This is a genomic window from Streptomyces sp. V4I2 (genome assembly GCF_030817655.1).
GTDB classification, from domain to species: domain Bacteria; phylum Actinomycetota; class Actinomycetes; order Streptomycetales; family Streptomycetaceae; genus Streptomyces; species Streptomyces plumbiresistens.
This window is the reverse complement of record NZ_JAUSZM010000004.1, coordinates 241638-258085: the sequence shown is the minus strand read 5'-3', so window position 1 is coordinate 258085 and position 16448 is coordinate 241638. Positions and strand designations below refer to the sequence as shown.

Annotated in this window: 13 protein-coding genes; 6 read left to right on the top strand and 7 right to left on the bottom strand. The window is 67.9% G+C overall.

Going from position 1 to position 16448, the window contains the following annotated elements; genetic code table 11:
- Positions 1 to 116: 116 nt before the first annotated feature.
- Positions 117 to 2537: a DEAD/DEAH box helicase gene (locus QFZ76_RS51355; protein ID WP_307680640.1), complete on the top strand. Its 2421-nt coding sequence runs from the start codon at positions 117 to 119 to the stop codon at positions 2535 to 2537.
- 157 nt (positions 2538 to 2694) lie between these two features.
- Here QFZ76_RS51355 and QFZ76_RS51350 read toward each other — a convergent pair whose 3' ends face one another.
- From QFZ76_RS51350 to QFZ76_RS51335, 4 genes are read right to left on the bottom strand one after another with little or no spacing between them, the layout of a single operon-like run.
- Positions 2695 to 2847, bottom strand: a complete 153-nt coding sequence (locus tag QFZ76_RS51350) for a hypothetical protein (protein ID WP_307680639.1) — start codon at positions 2845 to 2847, stop codon at positions 2695 to 2697.
- A 46-nt stretch (positions 2848 to 2893) separates the two neighbouring features.
- Positions 2894 to 4864, bottom strand: coding sequence for a DUF3732 domain-containing protein (locus QFZ76_RS51345; RefSeq protein WP_307680638.1), 1971 nt, complete (start codon positions 4862 to 4864; stop codon positions 2894 to 2896).
- Positions 4861 to 5346, bottom strand: a complete 486-nt coding sequence (locus QFZ76_RS51340; protein WP_307680637.1) for a three component ABC system middle component — start codon at positions 5344 to 5346, stop codon at positions 4861 to 4863. The genes QFZ76_RS51345 and QFZ76_RS51340 overlap by 4 nt, the downstream gene beginning before the upstream one ends.
- On the bottom strand, positions 5333 to 6442 hold the full coding sequence (locus QFZ76_RS51335) for an ABC-three component system protein (protein ID WP_307680636.1): 1110 nt from the start codon (positions 6440 to 6442) through the stop codon (positions 5333 to 5335). Before QFZ76_RS51335 ends, QFZ76_RS51340 begins: the two co-directional genes overlap by 14 nt.
- Positions 6443 to 6896: 454 nt before the next feature.
- Between QFZ76_RS51335 and QFZ76_RS51330 the strand changes: the two genes are divergently transcribed.
- Entirely contained in the window at positions 6897 to 7322 is a 426-nt protein-coding gene (locus QFZ76_RS51330) for a hypothetical protein (RefSeq protein ID WP_307680635.1), read from the top strand.
- 305 nt (positions 7323 to 7627) lie between these two features.
- On the opposite strand, the gene QFZ76_RS51325 is transcribed toward QFZ76_RS51330, so the two are convergent.
- Complete coding sequence (locus tag QFZ76_RS51325) at positions 7628 to 8512, bottom strand: nucleotidyltransferase domain-containing protein (protein WP_307680634.1); 885 nt, start codon at positions 8510 to 8512, stop codon at positions 7628 to 7630.
- Positions 8513 to 8768: 256 nt separating this feature from the next.
- On the opposite strand from QFZ76_RS51325, the gene QFZ76_RS51320 reads away from it, so the two are divergent.
- From QFZ76_RS51320 to QFZ76_RS51305, 4 genes are all read left to right on the top strand, one after another.
- Complete coding sequence (locus QFZ76_RS51320) at positions 8769 to 10106, top strand: hypothetical protein (RefSeq protein WP_307680633.1); 1338 nt, start codon at positions 8769 to 8771, stop codon at positions 10104 to 10106.
- A 400-nt stretch (positions 10107 to 10506) separates the two neighbouring features.
- Positions 10507 to 11898 (top strand): restriction endonuclease, encoded by a 1392-nt coding sequence (locus QFZ76_RS51315; RefSeq protein ID WP_307680632.1) that lies wholly within the window; start codon positions 10507 to 10509, stop codon positions 11896 to 11898.
- A 913-nt stretch (positions 11899 to 12811) separates the two neighbouring features.
- Entirely contained in the window at positions 12812 to 13501 is a 690-nt protein-coding gene (locus tag QFZ76_RS51310; RefSeq protein WP_307680631.1) for an HNH endonuclease family protein, read from the top strand.
- 355 nt (positions 13502 to 13856) lie between these two features.
- A complete protein-coding gene (locus tag QFZ76_RS51305; protein ID WP_097276311.1) occupies positions 13857 to 14060 on the top strand; it encodes a cold-shock protein in 204 nt (67 codons plus the stop codon).
- Between the two features lie 348 nt (positions 14061 to 14408).
- On the opposite strand, the gene QFZ76_RS51300 is transcribed toward QFZ76_RS51305, so the two are convergent.
- Positions 14409 to 15326 carry a Ku protein gene (locus QFZ76_RS51300; RefSeq protein ID WP_307680630.1) on the bottom strand — a complete coding sequence of 306 codons (918 nt, stop codon included), beginning with the start codon at positions 15324 to 15326 and terminating at the stop codon, positions 14409 to 14411.
- Positions 15327 to 15521: 195 nt separating this feature from the next.
- Entirely contained in the window at positions 15522 to 16406 is an 885-nt protein-coding gene (locus QFZ76_RS51295; protein ID WP_307680629.1) for a nuclease, read from the bottom strand.
- Positions 16407 to 16448: the final 42 nt, after the last annotated feature.

Genomic DNA, 16448 nt, shown 5'->3' with positions numbered 1-16448 from the left:
CCAGATGGAAGAGTCCGAGTGCCTCGTACTGCTGCACGAGGCGGGAGTCGGGGCGGCCACGAGAAGACTGCAGCGGAGTGGGCCCGGCTGGACGAGACGCGGGGAAGGGACGACTGGTGACCGGGATCAAGCTGCGCGACCACCAGATCGAGGCGGTGGCCGCGATCGTGCGAGGACTGGACGTCCCTCCTGGCGGGATCCCCGCGCATGGTCTGCGGGGGCAGGTCCACGCCGCGTGCGGCACGGGCAAGACGATCATCGCCGCTGCGGCCGCGAAGCGGATCGCCCCCAGGGGGCGGGTCCTCATCCTGGTGCCGACGCTGGACCTGCTGACCCAGACCGTACGGGCCTGGCGCGCGGCCGGCCACAAGGGCCCGGCGGTGGCGGTGTGCTCGCTTCATGACGACCCGGAGTTGTGGACCCTGAAGGTCCGGTGCACCACCAACCCGATCCAGTTGGCGCTGTGGCACGGTGACGGGCCGGTCACCATCTACGCCACGTACGCCTCGCTCGGCGTCCTGGCGGAGGCTTTCGAAGGGGCGTACGGCCAGAAACTCAGCCTCATGGACCTGGTGTGCGTGGATGAGGCGCACCGGACCAGTGGGTCGATGGGAAAGGCGTGGGCCGACGTCCACGACCAGGCCATCATCCCGGCGGCACGGCGGCTGTATCTGACGGCGACGCCGCGGATCTGGCAGGAGCGCCCCCCGCACTGGGAGGTCGCCGAGGGCGTCCGCGACGCCCTGCCGGAGGAGATGGCGGCCTCCATGGACGACGAAAGAGTCTTCGGCCCCGTCCTCTACAAGCTCTCCCTCGCCTCCGCGGTCTCCCGAGGCCTGCTTGCCCGCTACCAGATCATCGTCATGGAACTCCGGGACCCGGTCGTCACCCCGGAGCGGCTGATGGGCGAGGAGCGGCGCGGTGAGGAGGTGCGCGGACAGCGGCTCGGGGCCCTCCACGCGGCCCTGCTGCGGACCATGGCGCACCACAGCCTCAACACCTGCATCACCTTCCACCACCGGACGATAGAGGCACAGGCCTACTCGAAGGGGCTGGAGCGCGTCGCGGCGAAACTGCACGCCAACCAGCCGGAGAAGTACCCGGCCAAGATCTGGGCTGACTGGCTGTGCGGAGAACATGAGCCGGACCATCGGCGCAGGGTCCTGGGCAGCTATGCCGCCACGGTCCGTCGGGCGATCCTGTCGAACTGCCGCGTCCTGGGCGAAGGCGTCGACATCCGGGCCGTGGACTGCGTCGCCCTCCTCGACCCCAAAGGCGCGCCCCACGACATCGTTCAGGCCATCGGCCGCGCTCTGCGGCAGAAGCCGGGGCAGGGGAAGCTGGCCTCGTTGATCGTTCCCGTCTTCCTTCAGGCCGACGAGCAGCAGGAGGACATGTTCACCTCCGCCTCGTACCGGCCATTGGTGCAGGTCCTTCAGGGACTTCGGGCTCACGACGAAGAAGCCGTGGAACTGCTCGCCATCCCCCAGGAACCGCAGAAGGCGGACGTACAGCCGTCTGAGTACATCGGCACGGCCCCGGAGGACGGCGAGGAAGAGTCCCGTCTGCTGCTGCGTTTCGCGGCTCCGCGCGACCCGGAGATGGTCGCGAACTGGGTGTCGTTCAACGTGATCGACACAGAGAAGCAGGACTGGGCTCGGGGCTGGGCGGCGTTGAAGCGGTTCGCCGACCGCGAGGGGCACGCCCGGGTGCTGATCGGGCACAAGGAGGGCGCGTACCCGCTGGGGCGGTGGATCGCCGAGCAGCGGCGGGCCTATGTAGCCGGGCAGATGACCGGCCTGCGCGCCCGGCGGCTGGAGAAACTCGGCATGGTGTGGTCCGTCGCGGACGAACGCTTCCAGGAGAACCTGGAGGCGGCGCGCGCCTACTTCGCCGACAACTGGACCCTGTGCGCGCCCCGGACCGCGTCCGCTCTGGACCTGCGGGTGGGGCAGTGGCTGTCCAACCTCCGCCGGCCCGGCGCGCTGGCCGATCACCCCGAATGGGAGGCCGCGCTCAAGGAGATCGATCCGGACTGGAACCCCAAGTGGCCGGCCGACTGGCAGCGGCACTACGCCGCCGTGCGCGAACTCCTGCGTGAGGAAGCGGAGTTCTCGGAGATCCTGCCGGGGGTCACCTGCCACGGGATGGACGTCGGGAAGTGGCTGCAAAAGCAGCGGCGGCACACCGTCTGGCAGGGGCTGAAGGCCGGGCAGCGCGAGCGTCTGGAACAGCTCGGCGTCGTCCCGCTGCCCCCGACGCAAGAAGCCCCGCCGAAAGCCCGCACGGGCGGCCCCGGCGCCTTCGAGCGGGGCCTTGAGGCGCTGCGGCAGTACAAGCACCGGGAAGGCCATGTGACCGTCCCCAGGGACCACGTCGAGAACGTCGTGTTCGATGGTCAGGAGCACGCCGTGAAGCTGGGCGTGTTTCTGTCGAACACGCGGTCAAGGCGGGCGAAACTCACCAAGGACAAGCTCAAGCACCTCTCGGGCCTCGGGCTGGCGTGGGCAGCAGCGGACGGAGGGCAACCGCAGTGATCTGAGATCCCCAAGACGTCGCCTGGGACACCCTTCGCCGGCAGGCCGCGGGCCTGAGTGCCCTGCAGGTGGCGGCGAAGGTCGCGGGGGCCGCCGCGCGAGAGCGGGAGATCCGCGACCAGTTGGACTGCGTTCCGGCCGATCGCGCCCGTACACGTCAGATCCGCAGGAGCTCGCGCAGCTGTGGGAGGCCAGGCACACCGACGATGTCAGCCGCTGCCTGCGGTCCATCGCCGCCCAGGCGGGACTGCCGGCCGAGCAGGTCCTCCAACTCGACGAGACGTTGCTGGAGGAACCCCACTATGGCCACAACAGCGACGGCGAGCCGATCGCGAAGGTGGGCCTCGCGCGTGCGGTTACTCGTCTTCGTCGTCGGTTGGTTCGGTGATCCACTCCGCCGGTACGAGGGCTTGGTTGTTGCTGTAGCGCCAGCGCTCGATGACATGGTCGCGGAAGAGTGGCTCGGCCAGGTCGGCGTGTTCGACGACGATGACCTGAAGGGCGCCGTCGAGTGACTGGATCGTGTTGACGATGGTCTGGTAGACGTTCAGCAGGTGGCTGAGGTCGGTACCTTGTGGGGTGGGCTCACCGGTGTAGTCGGGCGGGAAGTAGACCTGGGACGGCTGGTCGAGGATCAGCGTTCTGGGCACGGGGCCGTTGTGCTCACTGAGCCACTCGTGCAAGCTCAGCAGTGTGGCGACGTGGTAGCCGAGGTGGTTCTCGGCGCTGCCCATGTCGGCGAGCCGGACTGGTCCGTCCGCGGTGTCGGCGACAATGGTCAGCCGGTTGACGTCGAGCCGGATGGGGGCCTCTGAGTGGTCGAGCCCGAGCTCGGTGGCCTTGGCTCGGATGTTCTGGCTGATTAGGGACAGGTAGCTGGTTAGCCGGTCGCCTTGGGTGTCGTCGCTGAGGAGTTCCTCCAGGTTCGAGATCTGTTGCTGGATCTCGTCGCGTCGGTCTTCGACCTGCGGGGTAGCCGCGTGGTGGGCAGTGGTGTCGAGGTAGAGGCTGATGCGTCCGCGCACATGCGCTGCGCGCTGCGCGTCGTCCGGTTCCCGTTGCAGTGCACGCAGCCCGGCGCTGATCTCGTCGATCTCGTCCTGATTGCGGGCGAGCGCGGAGCGCAGTTGCTGCAGTTGCTCCTGCTCCTGGTCCAGCAGGCGTTGCAGAGCCGGGGTGTCGCTGCCAATGACCTGCAGGTCGCCATCAAGGCGCTGGAGGTCGTCCCTGATGGCCGCTACGGAGGCGTTGGCCGAGGCGATCTGGCTGTCGCACACCGGGCACTGGGCGGTCTGGGAGGTGTCCTGGTTGAGGCGTAGCAGCCCGATGGAGGCGAGGCGCCCACGCTGTTCGTTGGCCTGCCCGGCGAAGTCGTTGTTCTCTTCAAGCGCGCGCCTGAGGTCGGCGATGCGGGCTCGGACCTGCCCGACTCCGCCGCGCAGCTGCGCCCGGCGGGCCGTTGCGGCGGCCAACGGGTCGGTATCACCGGCGTTGTCGGCTTCAGGGCCTGGCTGCGGGTCCTCGTCGAGGGCGGACCGCAGCAGAGATAGTACTTCGTCAGCTGCGAGTTCATCGTTGCGCTGCGGCAGCAACCCTGCTTCGGCCGCCTCGGCGAGCAGGGCCCGGGCCTGGCCCGAGGCTGGGGCGAGATCACGGGCCTGGGCGAGTTTCGCTTCCAGGTCGGATAGATCACGGCGCAGAAGGCGCAGCCGGTTGCGCAGTGCCGCCTGTTCGGGGTCGACGGCGCCGAGGAAGTAGGGGATCACGCCTCGGATAGTGTTCGGCCGCCACTCCTCGCCCTGGGAGTGGAAGAGCAGGGCCGGGTTGGCGACCTCGTTCTGGGCTTGAAAGCAGAAGTACAACGCGTGGCGGACCGACGGAGAGATCGTCTGGGCACGCGCGACGGCCGGCACCTTGACGGTGCGGTCGATCCCGCAGAAATCGCTGAGAATGTCTTTGGCGGCATCCAACGGAGTCGCGAAGGACAGGTCCTCCAGCGGCGGAGGCGGACTGCCCGGTGCCTGGGACAGAACACACAGCACCGTGCTGACGGCGTTGCCTGCTTCGGGTGCACGTCGGGCGATGAACAACTGCTGGCCGGGCTTGGTCAGTGCGACGGCGTAGGCGCCTACATACTTGCGGACCACGCCGGCCTTGACGGGGTAGTCGGAGCTGGCCAGGCAGTAGTCGATGATCGTCAGCAGCGCGCTCTTCCCGCGGCGGGAGTCCCCCGTGACGATGTTGAGGGTGCCGGGGCGGAAGGGGACGGTGCGGACCTGTCCGGGCTGCTTGCCGTAGACGGTGACCGCATGGATCTGAAAAGTCACGCTTGCACTCCCAGGAGCGTCATGACGGTACTAATGCTGCCGGTGCTGGGCAGCCAGCGCCCGAGTTGAACGGCCGCTTTCTGGATGGCGGTGTTCTGCTCAGTGCCGCCTTTGACCGTCTTGCCCAGGGCTCGCGGCGCCACGGTCAGCCCGCTGTCTTGAAGCCTCAGGACATCGCTTTGGAGGGCGAAGAGCAGGCCGGGCCGCACGACGGCAGCGAGAGCGGCAGCGTTGAGTCCCATGGCGACGCGCACGGCCTCGTTCGCGTCCAGCCACCCCATCAGCCCGGTGCGCAGGGTGGCCGGCAGCGCTGCCCGGATGGACGGCTGGAGGGCCATGACCGCGGCGGTCACAGCGACAGGCAGCGGGCACACAGTGGCGTACTGCTGTTCGTAGCCCTGCACCGCGCGGGTACACACGAGCGCGGTGAATGCCGGGTTGAACAAGCCGCGTTCCTCCCTGCTTAGTTCACGCCCGGCCATCAGCGGCTCCCGTCGGCTCCAGCAGGGCCGCCAGCCGCGCGGAGAAGTCCGGGTGCCATCCGACCCGTAGTTCATCCGCGAGCATGTGGTAGGACCCCTTGGCGACGAAGACTTCCTCGCAGCCGGTGCGGATGCGGGTGCGGGCCTCGCGGTCGACCCACCGGTAGATCACCTTGGCCTCGCGCTTCATCTCTTCCTCGGTGGCTTCATCCCCGAGCTCTTCGCGCATCTCCGCGAAGCGCGACTCCCACTCCTCCACAAGCCGACGCTCGTACGCTCCGATCTCACCGGCGCGCAGGAGGTTCTCATTCGCCCAGCGGGAGCGCTGGACGAAGGCCCGGATCCAATCGCGCACCGCGTAGCCGATCCGTTCGGCGCCCACGTCGATCAACCGCAGTTGCTGTACGAAGACCTTGTCGGCAGCGTCGGCGGCGGCGGGAGACTCAGCCGTAAGGGCAACGACGTCACGGTCAATAGGCAGGTTGTGCTCACCGATCTGATTGCGCAGATCCGTGAACAGCTCGTCGAACTCGGCACCCGTCACTGGCTCCCCTCCCGGAGAGCTCATTTGGGCGGTCGCGCGTTCGAAGAACCAGCCTTCCAGTCGCTGCAAGAACGAAGTGGCGAAGCGGCGCTCGACTGCCAGGCTCGCGTAACCGAGCAGATCGTCTCTGATCTCGTCCATGCCTGGTGCATCACCGATGACTTCAATGCGACTGACGAGTTCGGCCCGGCGCCGCTCGCCGAGCGCGTCGAACGCGTCGAATGCCTTGGCCAGGGTATTGCTCTGGGATGACTGCCGAGCTTGGACGAGGAGGGCTTCGGCGGCCTGTTCGTCACGGTGCCCGCTGGCCTTGGACTGCAGGAAGAACCCCACGCTGCCGTCCGGCAGCTCTGCGGTGGTCATCAGATACAGGCTCGTCTCAGCGAGGTCGATGCGCCTGTCAGTGACGGCCTGCGACCAGATCCTGATCGTCTTCCATAGGTCCGACGACAGGTCCGTCAGCCTCACTCTTTCTGCCCGCTTCTTCAGCTGGGTTAGCTCGGTGTGCGACCCGATGAGGGCCTGAACGTCGTCCGTCGCCTCGATCGCCACACTCCACTCGATCCCGCCCCTGGAGAGTTCCACACACCGCTGGAGGGCCCTACGGAGCTGGTAGAGGTAACCGAGCGCTGACGCCGACGCCTCGAAGGGATCCCCCGGGCTGGACATGCATCCACCGCCTCCCCTGGTTGCCGAGTGCCGCGATCATTACACGGCTGCACGGGGGAAAAACGCGAACTACACAACTTACCTAACCGTTATGGGTGCTGGTCAACCGCGCGTAGCATCCGCGCTGGCCGTGACTGACGACCGTCGGAGGCATCAGCGAAACGGTCACAGCCGACTCCGGATGATTGCCGGTTCAACGACGGCGCGAAGACAGCCTCATGCGGCGATCCGCAAGCCGCGAGAGACCCAGGAACTGTGTGCTGCCGCTGCGACGGCGGCGGGGCCCGTGTCGGCGACCACACCGGGCGCTGTCACCGGCTCGAACTAAGCTCCGAGCATGAGTGACACCGCCGAACAGGCCACCGACGAGGAGAAGAAGAAGTTCGATCCGAAGGACTTCCCGAAGGACCTGCGCGAGGCGCAGCGCCTGGCCGCTGAGCTGTACGCGCAGCTCCGCTCCTACCAGGAGACCCTTCCGTGGTCCCGGGTGCCGCACCCCGGTTGGCCGGACGAGACCGAGCGGGGCAGGGAGAGACCCGGGCGCCCTGAAACGGCCGGCTGGACGGACGAGCAGGCCGCCACATACGACAGGCTGTTCGATGATCTTCGGGAGGCCACGGCCGCCGTACAGGGGCACGGGTGGTGGAAGCGATGCGAGCAGGAGGGCGTCACGGGAGCCGACTTGGTCGCCTTGCGCCAGTCACTCAAGCACGCCGAGGGGGCCGTTCCTCTGGCGCAGGAGGACGTCGAGGCTGTGGCCTGAGCCGCGCGGCCGCCGCGCCCGGCGGGGCCGACCATCCGGCCGATTACCCGGGGGGTGCGCAGTCCGTGACGGCCAGCCGAGGACGGGCGCCCCGGCACGGACTAGGGGCCTGTCCGGCGGATCTTGGAACCGCCTTGTGTCCGGGGCCGTTCGCTTGGTCATGGGGCGGGGTGAACCGACCTCACGCGATCCGCCGCCCGCTGGTTCCGTTGCTCTGAGGCACGCTCGGCGGGCGGCGAAGGCCCGCGAAATTCCCGTGGGATGACGTGGCGGGTAACTGGCCGTCCTCCGAGGTGGCCTCGCCTTCAGGTCCTGGCCGGTGTGGGGCCGGGGGTGAAGAGCAGGGCGTGAAGGGATCGGGTGCGGGTGGGCGCCAGGACTTCGAGCCAGCCGTCGCCGTCGTCCAGGCAGTACGGGATGGACCGGTAGTGCTGCCACTTCCAGTTCACCCACCAGCGGGCCTCTTCGAGACGGCCGGCCATGCGGCTGGGGGTGGGCAGACGGTAGCCGGACAACTCCACGTCGCTGAAGTCGACCCCCTGCTCCTGGAGGTGGTGCAGGGCCGCGAGAGCAGCGCGGCGCAGCGGGCTGTGGTCCACCCAGCGGGTGCGCAGGTCGATGGCGACGTCACGGTCAACGGGTTCGGCTGGCTGATCGGGCAGCCTGATGCGGGAGATGGTGATCTGGCCGGTGTTCCGCCAGCTGATCAGGTCGTGGCGGACCGGGCGGGGAATCGCGCGGTCCAGGCCCTCGAACTCTTCGATCATGTCGTCGCGCGGGGCACGCCCGGCTTCGGGATCCGGCTCGATGCCTCGCAGAATCTGGAGGGCGTGCTGAAAGGTGTCGCCGCGGCGCCACAGCCGCAGCATGGGCACGCCCTCGCTCTCGAGCTGCATGCGCTGGGCGGTGTCGAATTGGAGCTGGATGCCGCGGCTGCGTCCTCCGACCAGTTGCCCGCGGAGTTCGCTGTATGGGCTGCGGCCGGAGAAGAGGCAGGCGACGACGTGTTGGGTCATTCGCTCATCGCGGCGGACGTCGACCGCGACGTCCACGTCATGCGGCTGGAGTGCGCCACGGGCGTAGGAGCCGAAGAGGTGGATCTCGTCGACCAGAGTCAGAGGCCAGTCGGTGCCCTTATCCAGTCGCCGCAGCATGTCCTCCACCAGCGCGGTGGCCCGCTCCCGTTTCACCTTCCCCGCCTCCCACTTGCCCCCGACGGCCAGCGTAAAGCCCCGCCGCACACCTCACGGCTGTGCGCGGTCATACGACGGAGGCCGACTTTCGGAGCGTACGTCTGTCGTCCTGACAACGCAGCGAGCGCGCTGCCGGGCACCGCGAGGCAGGCGGGACGTGCGACTCGCTCCCTCATCCCACGCAGCAAAAGAAGTGGCAGAGGGCGAACTCCCCGTGCATTCTGGCGGGTTAACCACATAGGGGGTCGTAGCCGTGACAGAGATCCACTCACTGGAGGAGCTGCAGACGCCGGACAGCACCGCGCTCGTCTTCACCCCGCTCGGGCTGGGCAGCGCGATGCCAGCCGAGCAGTCCGCCGACTTCCTGCAGCGGCTCGTCGCGGACTGCGAGCTTGCTTCGGATGTGGCGGAGGGAACGCGCCGGGAGTTCGATCGGCTTCAGCGCCTCTTCGCCTACGGCCTGCTCGAGTATGACGTCTTCACCGTGGTCGACGACCGTGCCCTGCTGGTGATGGAGCAGGCGCTGCGAGAGCGGTTCGTCCAGTGGTGCGCCGGTGCGGTCACCTTCGAGGACGCCAACGGCTGCGAGTCTGCAGTAACCGAGGAGGTGCGCACCTACGATGACGTGCTCGCCGCGGTAAAGAAGCTGGGCAGGAGGAGACAGCGGGGACCGCAGCGGCAGCCGTCGCCGCGGTGGCAGTTGAAGGCCGGCAGCACGCTGATCGACTTCAACGGGATGCTCGGCGGGCTGCGGGCCTGGGCGCGGGCGGCTGGTCTGCTGCGGGGGCAACGCACGCGCGGCATCGAGCACGCGAAGTCCAAGCTGCGCAATGCTGTCGCGCACCCGACCGGCTACCACCGCACGACGCCCGTGGAGACGGCACGAACCCTGCACGACCTGGCAGAGTTCATCAACCAGCTGTGGGGACACCCGACCCCTGGCGGGCGCCTGTACCCCGCCCCGGTGGAACGCGACATCGTCGTCATGGCCTGGAACGACGAGGGAAGCGTCCACATGGCCCAGGCCGACGTCCTGCGCGACGACACCGGTGCCGACGGATATCGCTACCTCCTGATCCGCAGCGCTTCCCGCCCCGGAAGCCGGTACGAGGACGCGTACTGGTCAGCGTTCGACGCCCGGTTCGAGACCACGCAGTTCCCCTCGGACTACCTCTGGGGGCCCGGAAGCCGCAGCGACGCCCTGGCCTGGCTAGATTCCGAGCAGCCGAAGGGGGACACCGTCGACTACGTCGACCGCGTCTTCATGCTCCGCGAGCACGACGGCCAGGTGTACGCGCCGATGCGCCCGGAAGTCGCCGCGGGCCTCACCGAAGAGGAGCAACGCGGCAGTTGGCACACGGTGCGGGCCGACTTCCCCGAACACGCCTTCGCCCACGTACGGGGCCTCAACGGCACACCCGATGCACACGCCCGGACCGGCGACTGCGGAAGCTGCGCTGCTCATCACCTCGGCAGCGGCAGCCACGACCAGGCCTTGCGGGCCGCCGAAGACGCCATCGGACCCGTCACCCCCCGGAGGCCGCCTGCCGTACGTATCCCAGGCACGTTCTTCTGGCCACATAGATTCTGAGCGCACGGAAAGCCGAGGGGAGGGTTTCAGTCGACGCCTCTCATCCAGCGCACCCCTGCACTACAAGCAGGGGCAGGTGGAGGGGCGGCTCCCGGCCCACGGCGCAAGCTGCCGGGGCCGTGTTATGGACAGGGCTTGAACGTGGCCGTTGTCCTCGTCGGCACCGTAGGCATGGTCTGACCTCGCTTCACGGGCATATTGATCCTGCTCGGCGATCAACTGGAATAGTCTGGCTCGCCACAGGTAGGGCGGGATGTCGGGGGGCACCGTGGGGAGCACTGACTCAGATGGAGCCGTTGAGGCCAGCGGGTCTCCGCTGGGCTCGCTGTTTAGCCAGGTGGGCGGGCTCCGATTCAAACGCGAAAAGGTCCCTGCGGGCACGCCCGGAGCGCTTCGCATCGTGGTGGCCCGCGACATCGGATACGACGGTTCGCTCGCCGCCCCCGATCCGACGAGCAGTTGGGTGGTGCCTCCGGATAGCCTGCCGCGGCTCGAGGTCGGCGACATCGTTGCGACAGAGGTTCTCGCTGCAGACGGCACCATCAGGGCCGCAGTGGTTACGGAAGCAGACCTACCAGCTGTTACGAGTGAATACGTGCTGGTGCTGCGCGCCCATAAGCCACTCGATCCCGGGTACGTGCGGTGGGTTCTTGCTTTCTTGCGCTCCTCGGACCTCCGGGCGATCGCTATCGGAACAGCCGAAATCGTCCGTGTGAAGCGGAGCGAGCTGGTGAACCTCGAAATCCCAGCCCTGGATGACGCTCTAGCTGCGGCCTTGGACGATCTGGCCATCGTTCAAGAGCGGATGAGCGATTGGCGACGTGCCGCTACTCAGCTACTCCACTCGGCTTTCCGTGACCGGAATGTCGTTCAGGCGCGTGAGCGGATCATCGCTTCTGGACAGACACTACGGCTGCGAGTCGAAGCGGCAACACAGTTGGATGAGTTTGGCTACATCATCCGTACACGTTTTCCATTTCCGATCGCCGCGCGCTGGCGAGAAGTGGAAGTGCGGATGAGCGCCGGTGAACCGAAAGAAGCCTATGAGGCGGTGCTCGCCACCGCCGAGATCCTGTGCGGCTACAGTGCCCTGATAGTCGCGGCGCTCGCCCGTGAGGCGGGCATCGAGCTCAGCTCCGTGCGCGCTATCCGGGAGAAACTGGCAGGGGGGCGCACAGGTCCCGGGTTCGGGGAATGGGTTGCGGTTCTTGAGGAGATCGTCAGCGGACGTAAGCGGAGAACGCTACCTGCGGAACACCCCCTACACGAGTTCGGTTCCCTGCTCGCAGGTTCCGAGACCGTAGCGGCGCGCAAGCGGCTCTATGATCAGCGCAATGCCGTGGCACACCACCGTGGCCCCGACCCCGTAGAACTTCCCGCTGCCCTGAGTGGCGCTCATGCTGATCTATCCAAACTGTTGGACCGGGCGCGCTTTCTCGCCGACCTGCGCCTGGCGCACTTCACGGACGTGCGGTGGGATCAGTTGCTAGGGTCCGCGACGGTGGACTTCCGGAGCATGATGGGTGACCACCCGGTAGTCCCGACCAACACCATCTCGAGCGGCCGCAACGACCTTGAGCCTGACAGCCTGTATCTGATTGACCGCGAGCACGGACTCCATCTCCTGCGTCCGTTTCTGATTGGCCGCACGTGTCCAAGGTGCCGGAACTGGTCAACTTTTCATGTTGATCAGGTTCCTCGTAGCGGGGCTGTACTGAAGAGCCTTGACCATAGTCACACTCTGCCGGATGCCGCAGTGGGCGCTTCGTTGTCAGCGGTCGGCTTGATCTAGTCCGCGCTCCGGCAACGACACACGGACGTTCCCCATCGTCGGTCGTCCGGGTCGTTCGAATGGGGTCCTGGTCCTAAGGGTGGACCGGGACCCCACCTGGGGCGCGTTCCCGTCCCCACGGATGGCGCCCTGCACCGGCTCCGGCCGTGCCCCGCAACGCTCCGCCTACGGACTGAGCGAAGCCTTCACCAGCCACGCTCGGTCCCGCATCAAGGTGCTGGACGACGGCTGGAACAGCTACCCCTGGCGCCGCTCGGCAGACGGAAACACAAGGTCGGCTTCTTCGTCGTCTCCCGGCGATCGGTGACGTCGGCGCGGTCACCGGCTCCCTGGCCGCCCCCAGCAGCCTGCTGCTCGGCAGATACGACGAGGACGGCCGCCTGCAGTACACCGGCCGCACCACCACTCTCGCCCGGGCGGCGAGCGGCACGGTCGCCGGCCTGCTCGCTCCGAGCCGGCGCGGCCACCCCTGGACAGGTCGTTCTCCGCCGGGTGGGGCAGCCGGGGGACGCTGAACGTCACGCGGGTGGAACCCGAGCTGGTGGTGGAAGTCGGCGTCGACGTTGCCCGCGACGCTGCCGGCCGGTGGCGCCACCCCGCACGCTGGCACCGCGCACGCCCCGACCTCTCCCCTGCCGACGTCCCCCGCTGGACGTCACCGCCGCACTGACGGGGGCGCAGTCGCGGCCACGCTGTTGCGCGGAGGGCCCGCCCGGCGCGCAACAGCGGTGAGCGCGCCCGCTGTCCGGCCGCGTCCGCGCCGCCCATCCCGCCTGCACTGCTCCCCGGGCGTGGCACCGGCGGGCACCGACGCCAACTGGGTGACCGGGCGGAACGGTTCGGCGGTGAAACCGTTCAGCCGACCGGTCGACAAAGGAGCCTGATCACTGACCGGCCCGGTCGGGTCACCGCTATGCCTGCCGTCGTGATCAAGAACATGCTGTGCGCCCTCGTGCTCTCCCTCTCCCTGACCCCGCTCGCCGCGCCCGCCGCAGCGAACGCCGCCCCGGCCCCCGCAGCGGCGCAGACCTTCCCGCTCTCCTACGCGATCGGCCAGATCCCCCTCGCCGAGGAGTCCCGCGCCGGCTACACCCGCGACAAGTTCAAGCACTGGAACACCGGCCTGGACCCGGCCGACGGCTGCAACACCCGCGCCGAGGTCCTCCTGGCCGAAGCCTCCGAGGCGCCGACCGTGTCGGCCGGCTGCAAGCTGACCGACGGCGAGTGGCTGTCCTACTACGACGAGCAAGAAGTCAGCGACCCCGCCAAGCTCGACATCGACCACATGGTCCCTCTCGCCGAGGCGTGGGACTCCGGCGCCTCCACCTGGAGCGCCGCACGGCGCGAGGCGTACGCCAACGACCAGGACGCCGCCGCCAGTCTGGTCGCGGTCACCGCGCGGACGAACCGCCAGAAGGCCGACCAGGACCCGAGCTCCTGGATGCCGCCGGCCCCGACCGCCACCTGCCGCTACCTCGCCGAATGGACCGCGACCAAGCTCCGCTGGGGCCTGAGCGCCGACCAGAGCGAGATCGACACCATCAACGTCTACGCCGGCGGACCGTGCCAGACGACCGTCGTCCACTACATCCCGGCATCGTAACGCCGACAACGCGGACCCGGGCTGGAGACGCGGCACCGGCCCCGCCCCCTGGCCGGGTCATCTGCGGTGTGTAGCGGCGTATGCGGGCGCGACATGGGGCTCGGTGATGCCTAGGGCCTCGGCACGCATCCCGGGCCCGGGGCAACGGAGGGCGGGTGTACTGGGCTCGCTACGCGCAGCAGATGGCGTGGAGGGCGAGGGACCTGCTGGCGTGAGGCAGGCGGGCTTGGCGTGTGGTGTCGGTCGGATAAGCCGAGTGATCGTGGGTACAACGGCTGCAGGCTCGTGCGGTTGCAGGGCCGGAACATGCCCGGATTGGCGGGCTGTTCCCAGGTATGAACGAAGGATCGACGGTATGGCCAGCGGCACCGTGAAGTGGTTCAACTCCGAGAAGGGCTTCGGTTTCATCGAGCAGGACGGCGGGGGTCCGGACGTCTTCGCGCACTACTCCGAGATCGCGGGCAACGGCTACCGCGAGCTGACCGAGGGTGAGCACGTGACCTTCGACATCGGCCAGGGGCAGAAGGGGCCGCAAGCGCAGAACATCGTCCGGGGCTGAGCGGGCCACGAAGCGCAGGGCAAGGCGGCTGACCACTTCGGCAGCCGCCTTACTCATGAGGCTGCGGCTGGTCTCGCGCCGCGTACCAGGACCCGCGCTTGGGAGTGTACGCGTGTGGCCCTGACCAGAATTCCGGTCAGGGCCACAGTCGTTATTTTGTGGGGTGAAGGGCGGTCGCCTATGCGGCGAAACGCTCTGCGGGGCTTCAGCCGGACGATCGTCCCCGCAGGCTATAGGTGAGGCCCGGGGACACTGTCCCCTTCACTCCCACGCTCTCCACAACAGCCCCAGCCGGGCGGACATTCCCTCCTGCACCGGCATGGCCTCTGCACGGCCGGACACATGCGGTCAGGCGCTGCGTGATCGGCGAGCGGCCGTCTTCTTCGTGGTCTTCTTCGCCGCCGTCTTCTTCGCCGCCGTCTTCTTGGCCGGCTGCTTCTTCGCGGTCTTCTTCTTCGGCAGCTCGTGGACGTCGGCGTCCTCGCCGCGGGAGGCCTTGGCCTGCTGGACGGACTCGGTCAGGGCGGCCATGAGATCGAGGACCTTGCCCGGCTGCTCCGGCTCCGGGGCATCGGGCAGGGGCTTGTCTTCCCGCTTCGCCTCGATAATCTTCGCCAGGGCGTCGGTGTAGGCGTCCTCGAACTCCGGCCCGTCGAGGTCGTCGCGGGACATCGACTCCATCAGAGCGAGCGCCCCCTCGATCTCCTCGTCCGAGACTGTCTCGTGCGGCGGGTCGACGGCCGCCGGATCACGGACCTCGTCCGGCCAGCGCATCGCATGCAGGACGATCGCCTCCTCACGCAACCGCAGCAGACCCAGGCGTTCCCGGCCTGACCAGGCATATTTGGCGATCGCCACTTTCGACGACCGGCCCAGGGCCTGGCGCAGCAGCTTGTACGGCTTCGCCGCCACAGCTCCGTCCGGCACCAGGTAGTAGCCCTCAGCGATGCGCATCGGGTCGATCGACTCGAGCGGCACGAAGGCCTGGATCTCAATCGCCTTCGCCGTGGGCAGTGGCAGCTCCCGCAACTCCGCATCCGAGATGGCCACTATCTGGTCCTTGGCGTACTCGTAGCCCTTGCCGATCTCGGACTGGGGGATCTCGCGGTCCTCCAGGTCGCAGATCTTCCGCACCCGCACCCGGCCCATGTCCTCCAGGTGGTACTGGTGGAACTGGATCGAGTGGTTCTCGGTCGCAGACGCAACGCGGACGGGGATGGTCACTAGACCGAAGCTGATCGCGCCGGACCATATCGTTCGGGGCATGCGAGACCTCCAGTGCGCCCCGAGCCATCCCAGCCTAAAAGCACCGCCGGTATCAGGCACCTGAGCAGAGCGGGCGGCCACTGACGTCAAGGGTGTGCCAGAGCGCTGACCTGCCGTGGTGTGGTGACTCCCGCTGCAGGAGCGGCTCTGGAGAGACTCACCGCGCATTGGTCATGGCCGGCCGGCTCCGGCCGTTTACTTTTCGACGAAGATGATCTCTTCGGGCTGGTGGGTCATCCTCACGGTGTTGCCGTTGGTGATCTCGATGGCGTTTTGCAGGCCGGTGATCTCCTTTGAGGTCGGCGGCATGTGGAACTTGTCGGCGCCTCCGCCCAGGTAGGAGGTGAGGCAGGCCAGGGACGGGCTTGTGGGGTTGAGGTCCAGGTATTCCTTCAGTCGGCGGAACAGCTTCGGGAGGATGACCGCTCCGTCGTCGGCCGTGAGCGAGGCCATTCCGGTGATCTTCACTCCGGACTGCGTCACGTCCTTGGCCCACACGCCCAATGGCGGTGTGGACTGACGGGCCTGCTGGGCGGCGGCGGCGAGGACCGTGCGCAGGGAGACGGGAAAGCCGGTGTAGAAGGTCGGGTAGGCCAGGCCGAGCGAGAGCAGGTGGTGGTTTGCGGTCTTCTTCAGCAGGGCGTCACTGACGTTGATCTCGTAGCCGCTGCACCCGGGCGGGGTGCCGCGGCCGACCAGGGCCACGCAGCGGCCGTAGATGTCGGAGCCTCGGGTGAGGATGAAGCCGGGCACGCTGGTGGGGGTGAGGGTGACGGTCTCGTCCGGATTGCGGACGATGCTGGTGAAGCCGAGGAACGTGAGCAGTTCGTCCGCGGCCTGGTGCGCGAGGTCGATCGGTTGGTGCTGGTCCGGTCCGTAGTTGCCCCCGTAGTGGGTCTCCAGCGCGTCGATGCCTTCGAGCCGGATGTTGGCGTGGCCGTCGGCGGCGGGCAGGATCGGCTTGCTCCCGGGTACGAGCTTCCAGTCGGCCACGTTGTCCGGGATGAACGAGACGGTGTCGCCGTCCGGTTTGGCCTTCTCCGACACCTTGAACGAGCCCTTGATGAGCAGCATAGGCATGGCGACTCCCTTAACGGACGTTACTCTGTGTGTCCGATAATG